Origin of the sequence: Marinitoga sp. 1135, assembly GCF_013363245.1 — a bacterium.
GTDB lineage: Bacteria > Thermotogota > Thermotogae > Petrotogales > Petrotogaceae > Marinitoga > Marinitoga piezophila.
Window position 1 is genome coordinate 1 of sequence record NZ_LBEZ01000005.1, and the last position, 18,808, is coordinate 18,808.

15 protein-coding genes are annotated in these 18,808 nt (G+C 28.3%); 6 read left to right on the plus strand and 9 right to left on the minus strand.

Translation table 11 applies throughout. The features are described from left to right. Positions 1–275: 275 nt before the first annotated feature. Genes XO10_RS03720 through XO10_RS03730 form a run of 3 tightly spaced genes read right to left on the minus strand, consistent with a single transcriptional unit; the run spans position 276 to position 3,746 of the window. Positions 276–1,142, minus strand: a complete 867-nt coding sequence (locus XO10_RS03720; RefSeq protein ID WP_175421139.1) for a hypothetical protein — start codon at positions 1,140–1,142, stop codon at positions 276–278. A 56-nt stretch (positions 1,143–1,198) separates the two neighbouring features. Continuing rightward, positions 1,199–2,563, minus strand: a complete 1,365-nt coding sequence (locus tag XO10_RS03725) for a hypothetical protein (protein ID WP_175421140.1) — start codon at positions 2,561–2,563, stop codon at positions 1,199–1,201. 34 nt (positions 2,564–2,597) lie between these two features. After that, complete coding sequence (locus tag XO10_RS03730; RefSeq protein ID WP_175421141.1) at positions 2,598–3,746, minus strand: hypothetical protein; 1,149 nt, start codon at positions 3,744–3,746, stop codon at positions 2,598–2,600. 140 nt (positions 3,747–3,886) lie between these two features. Between XO10_RS03730 and XO10_RS03735 the strand changes: the two genes are divergently transcribed. Then, the gene (locus tag XO10_RS03735) at positions 3,887–4,708 is read left to right on the plus strand and encodes a thermonuclease family protein (protein ID WP_175421142.1); all 822 of its coding nucleotides are present in this window, start codon (positions 3,887–3,889) and stop codon (positions 4,706–4,708) included. A gap of 36 nt (positions 4,709–4,744) precedes the next feature. Here the strand turns inward: XO10_RS03735 and XO10_RS03740 are convergent, their stop codons facing one another. Continuing rightward, positions 4,745–5,281 carry an NUDIX domain-containing protein gene (locus XO10_RS03740; RefSeq protein ID WP_175421143.1) on the minus strand — a complete coding sequence of 179 codons (537 nt, stop codon included), beginning with the start codon at positions 5,279–5,281 and terminating at the stop codon, positions 4,745–4,747. A gap of 38 nt (positions 5,282–5,319) precedes the next feature. Then, positions 5,320–7,086 carry an ATPase gene (locus tag XO10_RS03745; RefSeq protein WP_014296243.1) on the minus strand — a complete coding sequence of 589 codons (1,767 nt, stop codon included), beginning with the start codon at positions 7,084–7,086 and terminating at the stop codon, positions 5,320–5,322. A gap of 134 nt (positions 7,087–7,220) precedes the next feature. On the opposite strand from XO10_RS03745, the gene panD reads away from it, so the two are divergent. The 4 genes from panD to priA are packed head-to-tail and all read left to right on the plus strand — an operon-like array spanning position 7,221 to position 13,197. Then, entirely contained in the window at positions 7,221–7,598 is a 378-nt protein-coding gene (panD, locus tag XO10_RS03750; RefSeq protein ID WP_014296244.1) for an aspartate 1-decarboxylase, read from the plus strand. Positions 7,599–7,605: 7 nt separating this feature from the next. Then, complete coding sequence (locus XO10_RS03755) at positions 7,606–8,916, plus strand: nucleotidyltransferase (protein ID WP_175421144.1); 1,311 nt, start codon at positions 7,606–7,608, stop codon at positions 8,914–8,916. After that, positions 8,913–10,904, plus strand: coding sequence for an alpha-amylase family glycosyl hydrolase (locus tag XO10_RS03760; RefSeq protein WP_075780399.1), 1,992 nt, complete (start codon positions 8,913–8,915; stop codon positions 10,902–10,904). Before XO10_RS03755 ends, XO10_RS03760 begins: the two co-directional genes overlap by 4 nt. Before the next feature lie 4 nt (positions 10,905–10,908). After that, a complete protein-coding gene (gene priA / locus XO10_RS03765) occupies positions 10,909–13,197 on the plus strand; it encodes a primosomal protein N' (RefSeq protein ID WP_175421145.1) in 2,289 nt (762 codons plus the stop codon). 47 nt (positions 13,198–13,244) lie between these two features. Here priA and XO10_RS03770 read toward each other — a convergent pair whose 3' ends face one another. Together XO10_RS03770 and XO10_RS03775 are read right to left on the minus strand one after the other, a co-directional pair. After that, positions 13,245–14,057 carry a flagellin gene (locus XO10_RS03770; protein ID WP_014296248.1) on the minus strand — a complete coding sequence of 271 codons (813 nt, stop codon included), beginning with the start codon at positions 14,055–14,057 and terminating at the stop codon, positions 13,245–13,247. Positions 14,058–14,197: 140 nt separating this feature from the next. Next, positions 14,198–16,366 carry a methyl-accepting chemotaxis protein gene (locus tag XO10_RS03775; RefSeq protein ID WP_175421146.1) on the minus strand — a complete coding sequence of 723 codons (2,169 nt, stop codon included), beginning with the start codon at positions 16,364–16,366 and terminating at the stop codon, positions 14,198–14,200. 266 nt (positions 16,367–16,632) lie between these two features. Here XO10_RS03775 and XO10_RS03780 point away from each other — a divergent pair, with 266 nt between their 5' ends. Further along, positions 16,633–17,088 (plus strand): chemotaxis protein CheW, encoded by a 456-nt coding sequence (locus XO10_RS03780; protein WP_014296250.1) that lies wholly within the window; start codon positions 16,633–16,635, stop codon positions 17,086–17,088. Here XO10_RS03780 and XO10_RS03785 read toward each other — a convergent pair whose 3' ends face one another. Both XO10_RS03785 and XO10_RS03790 read right to left on the minus strand, forming a co-directional pair. Continuing rightward, positions 17,089–18,270, minus strand: coding sequence for a PD40 domain-containing protein (locus XO10_RS03785; protein ID WP_014296251.1), 1,182 nt, complete (start codon positions 18,268–18,270; stop codon positions 17,089–17,091). Positions 18,271–18,273: 3 nt separating this feature from the next. Beyond that, entirely contained in the window at positions 18,274–18,711 is a 438-nt protein-coding gene (locus XO10_RS03790) for a GatB/YqeY domain-containing protein (RefSeq protein WP_014296252.1), read from the minus strand. Positions 18,712–18,808: the final 97 nt, after the last annotated feature.

Here is an 18,808-nt window from a genome sequence, read left to right on the forward strand (position 1 = left end):
CCAGGATCAAACCCTCCATCCAAGATTTCGAGTTCGATCTTAACTCTTTGAATCTACTTCCGCTGGGTGTCTCTGTTCACTTGTCAAGGAGCTTCTCTTCCTCTTCTCTTTTTCTTCCAGACGCTCTCACCCGCGTCCGAGTATATATATTACCACCTTCTTCCTCTTTTGTCAACTTACAGTTTCGTTAATTTCGTTAAGCATCAGTGAATCAATACCATTTTTTAGTTTATAATAACTTATCTTATTTTCTAAAATACTTTTTTATTGCCTCTTTAATCAATTAACCATTTGATTATATTTAACATCAAAATTCTATCATTACCATAACTATATCCATCATATAATTTATCTCCAGATGTTCCTGTACCATCATCTATAGGCGAAGAATCGCCAATTGCAACAAATTTTCCATTTCCATATTGTCCTGCTATAACATATGCACCCCAAGTATCTCTTTTATAATAGATAACTGCTTTGATATTTTTTTCATCCATTATATATTCCAAAGTTCCTGCCCATGCTCCTGTTTCTTTTACTCCTTCTGTTATTTCATGTTTTATTATTTTAGTTATTGGATCTTCAGAATACTGTTTTTCTCTAAATCTAAAACCTAATCTTCCAACAAAATCATCCGAATATCTTTCTTTACTTTCAATTGTATGCGTTTCTTTTAAAAAACCATTGAATATTTCCACAGCATCCCAACCATCATTATTTCTATCAGCACCTATATGATCCGCAATAAAAAATACACTACCTCCATTTTCTATATATCTTATTATTGCATCTTGTTCGTTCTTTGTAAATGGTATATTGGGTTCTGGAATAACATACATATCATATTGAGATAATATATCATAAGTTATACGATTATCGTCATCTCTTTGATTACTTCCATATTCATCATTACCCCATTGTTTTACCGTTGCACCATAATTCTTTATATCATCTGCAAAATCAGAAAAACCTCCTGTAATCGTCCAATCAGCATTTCCAGCTGTTTGCGAATGCGCATTATCAAAAAGTACTTTTTTATTGTTGAAATAATAATCAGAATCAATTTTATCTTTCACAAGACAACCTGATAAAACAAAAATTATTGTAAATAATACTATTATTAAATATACCGTTTTTTTCATATATTTCCTCCATTCATTTCTCTAAAAAAGAAAGCCCCTGAGGGCTTTCAAATTAATTATTTCTCTGTTACAAATGATGGGTCTCCAACAAATACTTTAAATCCATGATAGTAACTCAATATTCCTTTTATTTCATATGTTTTTCCTTCAGTAAAAGTAGGTACTTCAGAATATTTATAAACAATAATGTCAGCCTCACTATTATTATCTATATCAAATTCATAATGACCAAAACCATCTTTTCCTAAATATGAGCCTTCAAATACAACAAGTCTTTCTAAATTTTCATAATTATCTTCTGTTGGTAAATTATCTGCAGTTAATGTCACGGCTTTATCCCAAGGGATTTCACTATTTTTTTCAGCAACAACTATTTCTTCATCTGAACGAGTAACTTTAAAATTATAATCAAAGAATTCGTCATTTGTATATTCATCATAATACGGTCTACCTGTAACAGTAATCTTATCATTTAAATTGATATCTACATCTTCATCAACTTCTAAATAAAGCCCTAAACCATTTTCATTTACTGCCATCACATCACCAAAACTCGATGCATCATAAACAACTACCATATTTTCTATCTTTCTTAAAGGTACAATTTCTGAATTTCCTGTATCCCAACCATCTGTCTGATCTTTGTAATGTTCTTCAATTTCTTCTCTTATATCTTCTACTGTTGAAGCTTCTAAAGTTATTTCTTCTTCAGAACCTTCTTCAACTAAAGTTACCCAAGATTCATCTCCTACAAATACTTTGTATCCATAATTTTGCCCTACAACTCCTTTTATAGTATATGTAGAATTCAAAGTTAAATTAACCGGAAATACTTTATAAATCCATACTTCTTCTCCATTTACAATAAACTTTTTATTACTATAATCATCATCACCAATATATTTTCCTGTGAAATTAACTAAATTACCATAGTCATCTTCTTCTAACGCTGATGTAACAATTTTAGCTTTATCAATAGGAACTCCATAATTTGATTCTACAACAGATATTTCCCCTCCATCAACATTAACAGACATTCTATAATCTGAATATTTATAATAAGGAATACCCTTTATTTTAATTTTATCTCCAACATTAAATTTTCCACCAAATTCATCTTTATCTAAATAATAAATATCAATACCATTTTCTCCATTTTCATCAACAACATAAATAATATTATATTTTGGGTCATTACTTGAAATAGTTAAAAAAGCTATAATTCCTTCTGTTTCATATATTGTATTATGAGAATTAAAATCTGTCCAAACATCTTTATTTTCCAAAATCTTTGCTCTTAATTCTGCAAGTGTAAGTGTTGTATCTGTCGATTCTTCTTCTACCTTCTCTTTTGTCAAACAACCTGTTAATAAAAAGATTCCAAGAATACCTGCCAATAAAAATACCAATGTTTTCTTCATACCTCTACCCCCTTTGTAAGATTAATTTAAAGTTTTAAAAGATTATATTCATTAAAGATCTTTCTGTAATAATAAAATCTGTCCATGTTGTAAAACCCAATACTATTCTTTGATTTCCATCGGCTCTACCATTTATATCTTCAGCGGCAATTTTTAATGAGATGTTTTCTCCTATTAATTCCACACCATAATTTACTATGTAATCTGTAAGTATTCCTTCATCTAATGAATTTCCCTGCGCAAAGACTTCCATTTTCCATGGCTTTGGTAAATAATATCCAAATCTTACTTCATATAACCATGTTTTTCCTATAGGATTATTAGTTGCTGCATCAACATCTAAATAATATTGATTATCACCATTTTCATCCATATTGTAATATACTATTCCCTTTAAATAATATGGATAATAATTTACCTTACCCCCTACAACAACTTTTGGTATTGGTAAAATTTCAATTATTTTATCAAAGTTGCTTACAATTTCTGAAAATTTTTCAACATTTGAATTTACAGCATATCCAGCACTATAAAATAATTGTGTTATTAATTTTCTATTCCATCTAATTGAGTTGTATCCAGCTAATGATACTGAAAGTTTGTCGTGCTTATTATCCTGAGAAAGATAGAACATATATTTTTTATATCTTTCATCTAACCCCAAATATGCATAAATTGATTTATCTTCTAAACTATATGCTCCTCCAAACTTCAAATCGCCTATCGGTTTTATATATCCCCCAATTGCCATTTTCATAGGATCTAAATCATATTTACTATCTCCTAAATCGTCTCTAAACCCTCCAATTCTAAAAGAATAATATCTTCTCATATCGTAAGGATAATCTTTAAATTTAAACTTTCCAAACATTAATAATGCATCATATCCAACCTTATATTGTAAATAATAATATCTTGGAAGTTTAAAATCTAATGTTTCATCTTCGTTATAATCAATGGACATAGTAGAAGAAGATAAAGTAATATAATCATTGAAACGCAAAGAAAGATTATCTGTTAATCCAATATCAAAATATGCAATTGGAAAAACATCAACAAAATTCCTGGAATCATCAAGATTCATTGTATATATCCCCAACATAGAAAACTTTGTACCACTAAACGCCCCGAAAATTGTAATAAATGAAATAACAATTAATAAAAACAATACACTTTTTTTCATTGAACAACCTCCTCTATTTTGTTGTTGCTAATTTACTTTATTTACCTTATTGACATTCATCATTTTTATGATATAATATTCAGGCAACATGAATTTAACATTACATTATACCACAAAATTTTAAAAGGAGGAATGTTAAATTGATAAAAAAGCTTCTTATATTTACTGTTATTCTGTCATTATTACTTGTAACTATCTCTTGTTCCAAACAATCCACATCTGAAATTTCTTTTGAAAAAAGTTATTACGTCTCAAGAATTATTGATGGAGATACTATAAGAGTATTTTATGAAGGTGATGAAGTATCTGTTAGATTCATAGGTATTGATACACCAGAAACACACAGTGGCGATAAACCGCTTGGCGAATTAGGTGAAAAGGCTTATTGGTTTACAAGAAATAAAATCAATACTGAAAACCTTAATAAATCACGTGTTTTTCTTGAATTTGATTCTGATAAATCTGGATATTATGGAAGATTATTAGCTTATGTGTATTATAAAGATAAAGAAGGGAATTTGCATTTTTTAAATAAGGAAATAATGGAAAATGGCTATGCAAGACCTCTCTTTTATGACGACACCTCAAAACATAAAGAAGATTTCATCAAAGCATACAAAAGTGCTTTTGAAAATAGAAAAGGTATTTTTTCTTTTTATGATTCAAAAGATAGAGAGGTTTTAGACACACAGTTATCAAAAGATGACATTGGAAAAATTAGATGGGTAATATTTAATGTAAAAAATGTAAGTAGTTCAGGAAGTTTCTTAAAAATAGAATCCCAGGATAGTAGTTTTTATGTAACTATAAGAAGAAATGAATACAATGCTTTTTTTGATAGTTTAAATATTTATGATTTAAAAGATAAAAAAATAAAGGTTTATGGAGAAGTCTGGAAAGATAAATATGGAAAATTTGAAATCCTTGCACGCGCTGAATTTGAATTTGTCGTAATAAAATAACCAGTGCAATTAAGCACTGGTTATTTTATTATTATATTATATTTCTCCTAAAAGTTTAGCTCGACTATAACAGGCTATAGTTTTTGCATCGGTAATTTTATTTTCAAGTATCATTTTTTCAAACTCTTTTATCTTTATCTTTTTTATTTCAAGGAATTCATCCTCATCTGGATTTACCTGTGTGTTTTTTAAATCTTTTACAAGATATAAGTGTATCACTTCATTTGAAAAACCCGGAGTTGTATGAATATATCCAAGATATATCCATTTTTCTGCTGTTTTTCCTATTTCTTCTTCGAGTTCTCTTTTTCCGCATTCAAGAGGTTCTTCCCCAGGTTCATCAAACTTTCCAGCTGGCACTTCAAGCAATGTTTGGCTTATTGGAAATCTATATTGTTCCACAAGATATACATAATCATCTTCCACAGGAAGCATTGCAACAGCCCCTGGATGTACAACTATTTCTCTTGTTGATTCTTTTCCATTTGGAAGTTTTACCGTATATTTTCTAACATCGAGTAATCTTCCTGTAAATACTTTTTCTTCATTTATTGGTATTTCAGTTAAATCCATTTTAATACCCTCCTATTAGTTATAGCAAGATAAATTCATTATTGTTCTTCAATAAGTTTCAAAAGAGCCTTTGCTGCATATACTGGCCCATCATCCTCAAAACCTGAAACACCTAACTGTGTTTTTATTTCCCCAACCTTAACTCCTGTTTTTATCATTTGTTCTATGAATTTTTGGGCTATTTTTTCATGTACTTCTTTTCTTTGTATTGCTCCAAATGGATTGGCAAAATAACTATAGGTTAATCCTACTTCTGCTGTTGTTCCTTTTGCCATTCTTGCACCTTTTGAAAGTACCTCATACGCTGAATCGCAATCCTCAAAGAATGAAATGTATTCATCATTTTCAACTTTAGTATAATTATTTGCATATAAGAAATAGTCTATCTTTGTTGGCATAATAATTTCCTTATAATTTGAATATGGCACTATAACTCTTGCATTTGTTTCATTTGGATTCATAAATATACTTCTATCAATTGCAGAATATGCATATCCGGGCTGTAAATCATCCAATCTTACAAAAGCCCCTGTTTCAGTTCCATATGCGACCACATTTCCGTTATCATCTATTTCCAGTGATCCCATATCATCAATTAATATATTAACCTCTGAAACATATTTAGATAATCTATTTAACGCATCAAGCGTTTCAGATTTTCCAGCACCGCTATCTCCCATTAACATTACATTTGCTTTTTTACCGTTTCTCAATACAATTTCTGCAAGTGCTCCGTGAATAGGAAGATTTCCTGAATCTATTACTATTAAATTATGAATTGTAAGTATCATCTTTTTCATATATCCAAAATAATCTATATAATCATCTCGGCCAACCATTCCAACATATGTTCCATCTTCTTCTTTAAAAATAATGCCATTTCTATATTCATCTTTTTCAAAATATTTATCTTCAAGTCCATAAAAATAAATTCCATCGGGTTTTCTTCTTTGAACTATTCCATATCCAGCTAATTCAAAAAGATTTGTTAATCCTGCAGCCATAGCAAGAAATTCTTTATATACATATACAAGAATATATTTCTTACCCACATGAATTGGAAATGCAAACCAATCCTCAGGATTATCAAATTCTATATTTTTCAAAATTGGTTTATCAAAGACTTTAAATAATCCTTTACGCTTATTTGACTTAGTATAAAAAATCACAGGCGGTTCAAAGACAACTCCCCAGACAAATGGTGTTTTATATAATGATTTAGAACCGTTTAATACTTCAGATTTAAATTGCGGATAATCAACAGAAAAGGCTACCTGAGCACCACTTGGCAATTGTCTTAAAACTTTTAACCTTTCATCAGATACGTTTATCAAAATCTGTCTATAAAAGTTAGTAACAAGGCTTTTGAAATCTGTATTATTCTTCACAAGTATCATTTCTTTATATATTTTTTGAATTCCATTTGATACATAGGCAGTTTTTTGAATCATAAACCTGTGTTTATTTCTCCAGAGATTATAAATACTTTCTACAAATTTTATAATCTGATCCTTTTTATCGCTTAGTTTTGGGAAGCTATAAAATGGCGATGAATCAATTTCATCAATTTTTTCAGCGGAAAGAGCAAATAGCATTTTTATAATTTGGTCTAAATCATATCTTTCTTCAATATCTACAGCATCTTCATTTTTCAAAAAAGACATAAAAAAGGTCAATAAACTTTCGTTTCTTTCTTCAAGATCTTCGAGATATTCAATAAGCAGTTCTTTCAAAATTTTACTATGAACAATCTGAGCATTAGACGAATATGATACACTACCGTCAATTAAAACTGTTCTTGGCATAAAATCTCCCCCTTTTTCTGGATTATTATTTATATTATACCACAATTAATTATTCTGCAATAGTAATTTTAATTTTAAATACAAGAAATAGTGGTAGAATATATAATAGAAATTATTGATAGGAGGTCTTGTGAATGTTTAGAATTCTTTTAAAGGGTAAGATTCACAGAGCTACAGTTACAGAAAAAAATATTCATTACGAAGGCAGTGTAACAATCGATGAAGAATTAATGGAATTAGCAGATATTGAAGAAAACGAATTGGTTCAAATAGTTGATATAAACAACGGCGCTCGATTTGAAACATATGTTATTAAAGGAGAAAGAGGTTCAAGAATCATTGGTTTAAATGGGGCAGCTGCAAGAATGGTTGAGTTAGGGGATAAAGTAATTATAATGGCTTATGGTTTATATGAAAAAGGAGAGAATTCAAAACCAAAAATCGTTGTTGTTGATGATAATAATAATCCAAAAATTTTAAAGGATCACGAAGAACCAAAAACGGAGTGTTAATAAATAAATGAAAGTACTTGGCATAATTGTAGAATATAACCCATTCCATAATGGGCATTTTTATCATCTGGAACAGGCAAAAAAATTAATAAATCCCGATTTTACCGTTGCTGTAATGAGTGGAAATTTTGTGCAACGGGGGGAACCTGCTATTTTGAATAAATTTTCAAGAGCAGAAATAGCCTTAAAAATGGGAATAGATATTGTATTTGAACTTCCATTTTTATATTCAATTCAGGATGCTGGCGGATTTGCTCTTGGCTCCATTGGAACTCTTAATAGAACAGAGGTTGTAACAGATATTGTTTTTGGAAGTGAATCCTCTGATGTAGAAACTTTAAATGTTATAGCTGATATACTACATAATCAACCTGAAGAGTATCAAAAACTTTTAAAAATAAAATTAAAAGAAGGATATTCATTTCCAAATGCAAGAAAATACGCACTTATTGATTATTGTATAAAAAACAGTTTATTATCAGAAGAAAAAATACTTATAATAGAAAAATCCAATGATATTTTAGGTGTTGAATATTTAAGAGCTTTAAAAGAATATAATTCAAAAATCATTCCCCATACAATAAAAAGACAGGGTGCAGATTACAATGAAGATAAATTCAAAGGAAAGTTTTCAAGTGCTACAGCTATAAGAAAATTATGGAATGAAAAAAAATATGATCTTATAAAAGATGCAGTTCCAGATATTACTTTTCAAAAAATATTGGAAGAAGAGAAAAATGGAAGGGCACCTATTTTTCTTGAAGATATGGAAATCTCTTTTATTTCGCATCTTAGAACACTTGATAGGGACAAATTAAAAAAATACCATGGTATAAAAGAAGGGTTAGAGCAAAGAATCATCGAAGCAGCAAAACATAATTATACTATTAAAGGATTATTTGAAGATGTAAAAGCAAAAAGATTCACCTATACAAGAATCAAAAGAAGCATATTAAATATTTATTTTGGAATAGAAGAGAAATTAATTACAGAAGCAAATAAAAAAGGGCCACAATATCTAAGAGTTCTTGGATTTACTGAAAAAGGAAGAAAATTACTTTCAATTATGAAAAAAAAGGTAAAATACCCTATTATTACAACACCTTCAAATTATATTTCTATAATAAAAAAAATCGAAAGAGATACATCGAATAATAAAAGAATGTGGAATATAGACAAAAAATTATATTTTGAGATGATAAAATACGATTTTAAGGCTACTAACGTTTATTCTTTATACTATAAAAATAAGGAATATTCTACTTTTGAAAATGATATGAAATTTGGAGCACTATATTTGAAAGGAGATAATACGTGAAAAAATATATTCTTATAATTTTAGTTTTATTACTTTCATTAATAGTCTTTCCTATAAAAATTTCTTTTTATTATACTCAAGATGCATCAAATGTGTATATAACAGGTGATTTTACGAATTTTTCACCTGTTCCTTTAAATAAAACCCAAACAGGCTTATGGAAAACTACATTTAATTTATCAGAAGGCATTTATAAATATCTTTATATAATAGATGGAAAAGAAACTCTGGATTATAAGAATATCAATACAAAATATTTTAATGGAAAAATTTATTCATTATTGATTATAAAAAGAGAGGGTGAAAAAATAGTGGCAGTTGGTGATGGAATAATAAATCTGGCAAAACATGAATTAAAAAGGAAATATATTAATCCTGTAAAAAAAGGCGAAATATATTTAGCTGTTGAAGTTAAAAAAAATGATGTTGAAGATGTAATATTCGTTGGCAACGGAGAGATTTTAAATAAAGAAATAATAGATTTTTCAGATACATTATTATATAGATTTCACATAAAAACCCCTTCAGATATATTAAAATACCATTTTCTCATAAAAGACGGAGAAACAACCATCCAAATTCCCGAAAATAATTTTTTCTTTGATTTTGAAAATCCTGCTATTAAATATTTTGACGTGCCAGAATGGGCAAAAGGAAGAATATTCTATCAAATATTTCCTGAAAGGTTTAGAAACGGCAACAAAGATAATGACCCGATATATACAAATAACTGGAATGGACCATATACTCAGGAATCACTTGGTTCACATGGTTTTTACGGCGGGGATTTACAGGGAGTTATAGATTCTATTGATTATCTTACAGAACTTGGTATCGAAGGAATATATTTCAATCCTATTTTTGAGTCAGTTTCAAGTCATAAATATGATACAAAAGATTATTTAAAAATTGATCCGCATTTTGGCGATGATAATTTATTTGCAAAACTTGTAAATAAACTTCACGAAAAAGATATTAAAATTATTCTTGACGGTGTTTTCAATCATTCGGGTGATGAATTCTTTGCCATGGAAGATATTTTCAAAAAACAGGATAATTCAAAATACCTCAATTGGTATTATATAAAGAAATTTCCTGTAATAAAATCACCTGAAAGTTATGAATGCTGGTGGGGATATCCAGATTTACCAAAATTAAACATAGACAATCCAGAAGTAAAAGCTTATTTTTCAAGAATAATTGGCAAATGGATGGAATTTGATATTGACGGTTGGAGACTTGATGCTGTAGAACAAATTAAAGACTCATTCTGGGAAGATTTTTTTAGGCCTTTAGTAAAAGGAATTAATGATAATGCACTTATAAGCGGTGAATACTGGAAAGATTCCACACATTATTTTGAAAAACCCGCATTTGATACAGTAATGAATTATCTGTTTAGAGATGCTGCTATATTATATGCAAAAGGTGGAAGCGCATCAAATTTTATAAAAAATACCAATGACTATTTAAAAAAATATCCACCTCAGGTATGGCATATATTATGGAATCTTCTTGATAGCCATGATACACCAAGAATTTTGCATGAATTAAACGGCGATGTGCAACGCTTTAAAATAGCTGTAGCCTTACAAATGACATTTATTGGAGCACCTTTAATATATTATGGAGATGAAATTGGACTTGATGGTGGTGGAGACCCCTGGTGTAGAAAGCCTTTCCCATGGGATAAAAGCAAATGGAACAAAGATATTTTAAACTACTATAAATCATTAATAAAATTAAGAAAAGAAAATCCTGCTTTGCGATACGGTGATTATATTATATTAAAGAAAAAATTAGGCACTTTAATTTATAAACGAGTTTATAATAATAACGAGGTAATCGTTATTACCAATTCGAGAAAAACACCTGCAAAAATAAATCTCGAACTTAATAATGAATATATAGATTACTTTACAAAAGAAAAAATTACCAAAATCAATAAAGTAAATGGATTGGAAATAAAAATCTTAATAAGGCAGTGAAAATATGTATCACTATTATGAAATAGCCGTATTTGAAACATATACATATAACACATATACATACAAATCAACAAATCAACTAACACCCGGCCAACGGGTGTTAGTTGATTTTAGAAATCAGCAAAAAATAGGCGTTATACTTTCAGAAACCTCTGAAAAACCTTATAATGTAAAAGAAATAGAATTATTACTCGATGAAAAACCTTTAATCTCGCAAAAACATATTGAATTAATAAAAGAAGCTTCTATAAAATTTTTAATGCCAATAAGCGAGATTGCAAAAATTGTTTTTCCGCCAATTTCTTCTGATAGAACTCGCATTAAAATAATACCAAAATCGCCTTTAGCTCCTATTGAAAAACCTATTTTTATAAACGAATTTTATAAAAAATTCAAAACAAAAAAGGAAGCAAACAAAAAATTAAAACAATTGCTTGAAAATCATATAGTTTCTCTTGAATTGTACTATAAAAGAAAAATCGAAAAAAAAGATAGGTATATATCCTTAAAATTAGACTTAAATCAATTACTTGAACAAAAAGTTTCTCAGGCTGGAATGAATATAATAAATTTTCTTCAGGAAAACAACGGTTGTGTAATAGAAAAAGAATTATATCAAAATAATATAATAAAACCTGGGTCTACCGCATTAAAAACATTAATAAAAAAAGGAATTATTTCTTATACAGATTATAAAAAGGAAACACCTTTTAAGGTTTCACTTACTGAAAAACAAAAGGAAATACTTGAAAAAATACTATATTCAAATAAAAATATAGAGTTATTATATGGAGTTACCGGAAGTGGTAAAACAGAAATATTCTTTGAAGCTATGGAATCATACTTTAAAAACGAAAAAAAAGTCATGATATTATTACCAGAAATTTCTTTAACCCCACAATTAATCTCAAGAATAAATAATAGATTCCCTGATAAAAAAATAGGAGTTTATCATTCTGGTATTTCTCCTGCAGAAAAAATCAAAACATGGTATGAAGCTGTAAATGGTGAAATTGATATACTTGTTGGAGCAAGAAGTGCTGTATGGATTCCCCTGAAAAATCTGGGACTTGTTATTGCCGATGAAGAACATGATCAATCATTTTATCAATTTGATCAATTATCCTATGACGCCATAGAAGTAATATATTTAAGATCAAAAATAGAAGATATAAAGGTTATATTATCTTCAGCAACTCCAACAATACGTGAAATGAAAAACGCTTTTGAAGGTAAGATAAATCTACACAAACTTCAAGAACGTGTATTTACGCAAATGCCGGACATAGAAATTATTGACATAAAAAAAGAAGAAAAGGTTAGCTGGATTTTTACAAAAAAGGTTATAAAAGAAATTAGTAAAACGCTAAGCAATAACAAAAAAGTGCTTATCTTTTCTCCCACCAAGGGATATGCAAACTATTTGATCTGCACAAATTGTGGTGAAATAATTAAATGTAAACATTGTGATATTTCACTAACCTATCATAAACATACCAAAAAGCTTAAATGTCATTATTGTGGATATGAAACAAATGTACCACCAGTATGTCCAAAATGTGGTTCTCCAACTCTTCAATCACGAGGATATGGAACAGAACGCGTGGTAAATGAAATATTGAGATTTTTCCCTTCAAGAAAAGTAGTTAGAATTGATAGAGAAATTATAAAAACTCACGAAGACTTAGAAAACGCTTTTAACGAAATAAAAAAAGAAGAACCTATGATTATAGTTGGAACAAAAATGATAACAAAAGGATTGGATATTAGTGACATAAAATTGGTAATAGTTTTAGACAGCGACAGATACTTGAGCTTTCCAGAATATACATCATTTGAACATACCGCATCATTATTAATTCAGGTTGCCGGTCGTTCTGGAAGAAGAGAAAAAGGAAAGGTTATAATTCAAACCTTTAAATCTGGAGAAGATTTTTTTGATGCTGTCAAAAATCATGATTATGATAAAATCATAGATTTAGAACTAAGCAATAGAAAAAAATTCAATTATCCACCTTTTTCTCAATTAATTATCTTTCTCTTTTCAAATGAAGATAAAAATAAAGCTTATAAAGAGGCCTTTGATTTTTATGAAGAAATAAATGACTTATTTGACAACTCAATTGAAATTCTTGAACCAACAGAACCGTTAATTCCTAAATTGAGAGGATTATATAGATATCAGGTTATTATTAAAGATAATATTAATGATCAAGAAAAATTAATGGAAATAATAAAAGAATATGGTAAGAAATGCTATATATACGTAAATCCTCCTACAACTTTATTATAAATAACAAAAAAGGGCAGAAAATCTGCCCTTTTTGCTTTACATTATATTTAAGGAGATTGCAATATGTTTAATACTGATGCTGCATTCATCTGACCTGTTTGACCTAACAACATTGTACTCATCTGTTGTAAATTTTGAGTTTTCATGTATTCTGCCATACTTCTTGCCATTTCCGTATCAGCTATTCTGCTATTAGCAGCTGTTGTATCTTCTACATTTCTTAAAACATTATTTGCAGCTGCTTCTAATCTTCTTGTATATGTTCCAACCTGAGTTCTGGTTCCATTCAACTGTTCCAGAGCCTGATCCAACGTTTTAATTGTAGTATTGATATCATCTGTTGTATCCAATTTCAAATCATTTAAATTAAGTGCTTCAGGCCTTAAATCTGCAATCTGTGCATTTAAATTATTACTTCCATTCTGATCAAGAGTAATATTAACATTAAACTCACCATTTAGCAGTTGTTTATTATTAAATTGTGTATTTCTTACGGTATCTCTAATTTGCATTTTTAACTGCTCAAATTCCTGCTGAATGGCATCCTTTTCTTCAGCAGTTAACGTCCCATTTCCTGCTCTCACAGCCAATTCTCTCATTCTTCCAACAGTTTCCTGAATCGAACCAATTCCCTGATCTGCAACATTCATTGCACCAATACCATCATAAATATTTCTTGCTGCTTGATAACCTGATCTAATCTGATTATCCATTTTCTGAGCAATAGCCATACCTGCTGGATCCACTCCAGCATTAATCAATCTATTACCACTTGCTAATTGTTGTGACTTTTTTAATAACAAATTAGATAGTGTCGATAATTGATTTGTTTGATTTAAATAATTATTACCAATTCTCATATGGGATCCCTCCCTTTAATTTCTTCCTATACCCTTAGACTAATTATACCAAAAAAAGTTCAATATTAACATAAATTTTACTTAAAACTTTATATATTATGTTAGGTATTATAAAAAAGTGCGCATAAATGCGCACTTTTTTAGTATTTAAATCTTTGAACAAAAGAATTCATTTCATCTATCATATCTTCGAGATTATCAATTAAAGCATCAAAATCTTTTATTTTAACCTTCTGTTTTTCCATCATTCCAGAAACTTCTTCAACCTCTTCAGTTATATTCTGTATTGAAACTGAAATTGCCTCTATTGCTTTTGTTATTTCAGAAGTAGAAACTTTCTGTTGATTTGAAATATTTGCAGTGTGTTCAACCATTTCAGAAATAGAATTAATCTCTGTCAAAATATTTTCCATTTGCATACCTATATTCTTTACAGATTCAACTATGGTATTTACTGTTTTAGTTATATTTGAACTTTCTTCAAGTGCTTCACTTGCATCATCAACTAACTCTTTTAAATTTTCTGTTATACTATTTGCCGAAAGGTTTGATTCATCTGCCAATTTTCTTATTTCATCAGCAACAACAGCAAAACCTTTTCCGGCTTCTCCTGCTCTTGCAGCTTCTATTGCAGCATTTAATGCTAATAAATTAGTTTGCTTTGATATCTCTGTAATCTTACCAACAATATCTTCAATTTCTTTACTCTTGTCAAATAGCTTTATAATCATAGAATTACTTTTTTCAATTAATTTTTCAATACTTACAATATCATTTATCATAACCTGTATATCTTTTTTACTGTTTAACGCATTATTTGATATTTCAAGTGTTTTATTATTTAAATCCTGAGCAGCATTTGAAACCATATCTGCTCCAGATGTAATCTCTTCAATATTTGCAGTTGTTTCTTCTGCAGATGATGCAACAACTTCGAGATTTTCTTTAATTCTATTAAACGATGTAAATGTTTCTTCTGAAATCTTGCTTAACTCACCTGCTGAAGCATCAAGATTATCCTCTACGCCTCTTAATGTTTTTGCATATTTATTAAATGATTCAAGTATATTTTTTATTGTAGCTTTTAACTGATTAAATAAGTTAGCTATAAGACCTATTTCATCCTTACGCTTAATATGCAACTCATCTCTTAAATCGCCCGTAGTAACCTTTTTAACATTAGTTTCTATTTTCTTTATTGGTTTAGTCAATGAATTTGAAACAACAATTGAAATAATAACCGCAAATACTATAGTAACTAAAATAATTGAAATTAAGATACTCTTTAATTTATTTACAATATGAAATGCCTCAGATTCGCTTTCTTCAATAATTAAATACAATTTTTCATTTTTAAGTTTAATCTCACCTTTTACACCAACCACAGATTTATTCTCAAAATTCTTATATGTAACCAATTTCTTTTCCTGGCCTGGAAGCAATTTATTATCTATAATACTTCCTGTTTTCAATCCATCAATTGAAGTTATAAGCATATTGTTTGCATTTACAATATAGATATTTAAGTCCTGAGAATTATTTAATTGTGCAAAAATATCCTTTACAACTTTTTCAAAATTCACAGCTATAACAATATAACCATACCTTGCATATCTATAAATAAATGGCTTACCAATAAATAAAATAGGCTTATTTTGTTTATACTTATAAATTTCTATATTGGAAAAATCTATATAAGTCTTTTCATCATTTTGCTTTTTTAATGCTTTATATAACTTTCCAAGAGCAGTATTTGAAAGTTCGTTATTCTTTTCGAGATTCTCTGTAAATTCTTCACCTTTTTTTAAGGAATAAATTATATCTCCTTCTTTGTTTATTAAATAAATATCTGTGATATACTGTGAAAAAGCAAATTGAACTAAATTTGGATGATATTTTCTATGCAAAAGATTATAATCAGAAATTGAAAATTCATCATCGCCATATTTTTCAAGATTATCTTCATCAACAGAAGTCAATTTATATCTTTCTTCAATTTTATATGGATTGGATGTTGCATAAACATCTTTTAAATTTTTTATATCTTCAAACCCTTTAAAATATGAATTCATACTTTTAATCATAATTGGAAGATACTGGAAATTTTCGATGCTCTTAATTGCATTTTTATATTTATCAATAAGCATGGAAATTTCAAAATTTCTCGATTCCAAAATATTAACAAAATTTGTTTCTATCTGTTGTGTCATCATATCCTGAGAATTTTTTATGGAAAAGTATCCCAGAATAAATAAAGGAACCAATATTCCCAGAAGAAAAATCAAAAGTAATTTATACTTTAAATTCAATTACATCACACCCTTCCTGAATTTTTTATTCTACATTACGCATTATACAAAAAAAACCGCCTTTCTAAGTTAACCTAATGATAACTATTTTTTAAGAGAAAATATATTTTTTCAAACAATTCGATTACCAAACTAATTTATGAAAAAGTTATATAAATGCAACAAAAATAAAACGATATAAAAATTATATTGGTATATATGAAATACAGTAAAATTATGATATAATATGAATATAGAAACTAACATGGATATAAGGAGGGAGAATTATGTCTGTTGAATTAAAAGCTGTAAGTTTTAGTGTTGATGATGAAAAATTTGCTATTGATATTAATCACATCGACACAGTTATCGAATATCAAAAAACAACAAAAATTCCTGAATCCTCAGATTTTATTGAAGGAATTGTTAATTTCAGGGATGGAGTAATTCCTATAATTAACTTAAGGGTTAAATTTAATTATCCACAATTTGAAGATAAATTGAAAGCCAAAGTTCTGGTAGTTAAAATTGAAGATAAAAAATATGGTTTAATGGTCGATGAAGTAAAAGAAGTTATGACAATAACTCAGGAACAAATTGAAGAAGCACCAGAAGTTGGAGGAACAAAAGCAAATTATATAACAGGTATTATAAAAACAAAAGACAGTATGATTTTCTTAATCGATGTTGAAAAAATACTTACAGAAGAAGAAAAAATCGAAATAGAAAAAGCAATAAAATAATTATTTTATTCTAACTGCAAAGATATCCGGTTCTCCATTTTTATAATACAGAGAAAATAAAACTATATCATTATAAATTGACGGATAAAATGCGTCATCAGAGATTCCAAGAGTTATTGGAATCTCTTTTTTGGTTTTATTGTTATATAAAATTATAGTATAGTAACCTTTATACAATCTTGAAAAAACCAGATTATCTTTATTTCCAAAAGGGTCAACTTCATTTAAATCTGTATCAATTAATGGATAAATACCTTCTTTTCTCTTTTCATATATTCCAAATTGCCCGCTTTTTGGATCTTCCATTTGAAAAATAAGTTTATTATTCAATATTCCTGGAATATATTTTGTTGTACCTTCCAGGTTTGTAATTTTTTCTAACTCATTGCTTTTTATAGAATATTTATATATTTCCGTCCAGATTTTACCATTTAATTCTTCAATTGAAAAATACACATTTCCATTTTCGTAATATGGACTATATGCATTAAAAGATTCATTTGAAATTCTTTTAATTTCTTCTGTATCCGGATTATACATAACAACATCCCATTTTCCATAAAGAGAAGTTTGAAAAATAAAAGTTCCATCTTCAGTAATATTCGGAAAATACTCTGAAGAAAAATCAAGTGAAACATTAAAATATTTCTCTTTTTCAAAATCATATCCCCAGATATTTCTATTTCCAATATATCTATCTGAAATAAAAATCAGTTTATTTCCATCTTTTGACATCTTAGGATATTCGTCTATCCCGTCCCAATAAGTTAATTGTAAAATATGCCATCGTTTATCTTTCTTATAACGTGCAAATGAAATTTTCTCTAAAACCCTTACAACAAAATTATTCAACCATTTATCGTTATCCTTTATTCTTTCAGATAAATCAATTTCTTCATCTTCAAAATTCGCAACTATTCTTATAATATTTTGAGATGCATCATCTGAAATACCTATTTTTAATGCCACATTATCCAAAGTCATATTATTTGTATCTTTTTCAATAGACTTTGTATAAACCCTATATGTATACGATAACTTATCCTTCAACAAATCAAAAACACGAGAAGCAATCCAGGAATCTGAATTGCTCTCTAAAATTGCTATTTCTTTTTTAAATGAAATCTGTGAAAATCCTAAAACTACCAGACTAAAAAATACAATTAATAAAAATTTCTTCATATATTATCCCAATAATTTTTTAACAATTTGATTAACCTTTTTACCATCAGCTTTTCCTTTTAATTCTGCCATAGCCTTTCCCATTACCTGACCAAACTTTGCTCCTTCGCCAAGTTCTTCTATAACCTTTTTAACAACCTTTTCAATTTCTTCATCTGACATTTCTGGTGGTAAATATTTTTTCAGTATCTCTATTTCATATACTTCATCATCAACTAAATCTTCTCTACCAGCATTTTTATACTGTTCAATAGAATCCTGCCTCATTTTTATTTGTTTTCTGATTAATGCAAGAATTTCTTCATCTGTTAATTCTTCTCCTTTATCAACCTCTGCCTTTTTTATTTCTGTTTTTAAAATTTTTATAGCGTTTAATGCTTTTGTATTTTTCTCTTTCATATATTTTTTTAAATCTTCATTTAATAACTTTTTCAATTCCATCAATACCAACCTCCACAAATATTATTTATATAGTTATTATATCATATTTATTGAATTTATCAACCTCATCTCCATTAACTAAACTTGACACTTTTAA

What these genes read in the sequence shown, in the direction of transcription:
- XO10_RS03720 (WP_175421139.1), bottom strand. Translation starts at nt 1,142, where the DNA reads ATGAAAAAAACGGTATATTTAATAATAGTATTATTTACAATAATTTTT.
- XO10_RS03725 (WP_175421140.1), bottom strand. Translation starts at nt 2,563, where the DNA reads ATGAAGAAAACATTGGTATTTTTATTGGCAGGTATTCTTGGAATCTTT.
- XO10_RS03730 (WP_175421141.1), bottom strand. Translation starts at nt 3,746, where the DNA reads ATGAAAAAAAGTGTATTGTTTTTATTAATTGTTATTTCATTTATTACA.
- XO10_RS03740 (WP_175421143.1), bottom strand. Translation starts at nt 5,281, where the DNA reads ATGGATTTAACTGAAATACCAATAAATGAAGAAAAAGTATTTACAGGA.
- XO10_RS03745 (WP_014296243.1), bottom strand. Translation starts at nt 7,086, where the DNA reads ATGCCAAGAACAGTTTTAATTGACGGTAGTGTATCATATTCGTCTAAT.
- panD (WP_014296244.1), top strand. Translation starts at nt 7,221, where the DNA reads ATGTTTAGAATTCTTTTAAAGGGTAAGATTCACAGAGCTACAGTTACA.
- XO10_RS03755 (WP_175421144.1), top strand. Translation starts at nt 7,606, where the DNA reads ATGAAAGTACTTGGCATAATTGTAGAATATAACCCATTCCATAATGGG.
- priA (WP_175421145.1), top strand. Translation starts at nt 10,909, where the DNA reads ATGTATCACTATTATGAAATAGCCGTATTTGAAACATATACATATAAC.
- XO10_RS03770 (WP_014296248.1), bottom strand. Translation starts at nt 14,057, where the DNA reads ATGAGAATTGGTAATAATTATTTAAATCAAACAAATCAATTATCGACA.
- XO10_RS03780 (WP_014296250.1), top strand. Translation starts at nt 16,633, where the DNA reads ATGTCTGTTGAATTAAAAGCTGTAAGTTTTAGTGTTGATGATGAAAAA.
- XO10_RS03785 (WP_014296251.1), bottom strand. Translation starts at nt 18,270, where the DNA reads ATGAAGAAATTTTTATTAATTGTATTTTTTAGTCTGGTAGTTTTAGGA.
- XO10_RS03790 (WP_014296252.1), bottom strand. Translation starts at nt 18,711, where the DNA reads ATGGAATTGAAAAAGTTATTAAATGAAGATTTAAAAAAATATATGAAA.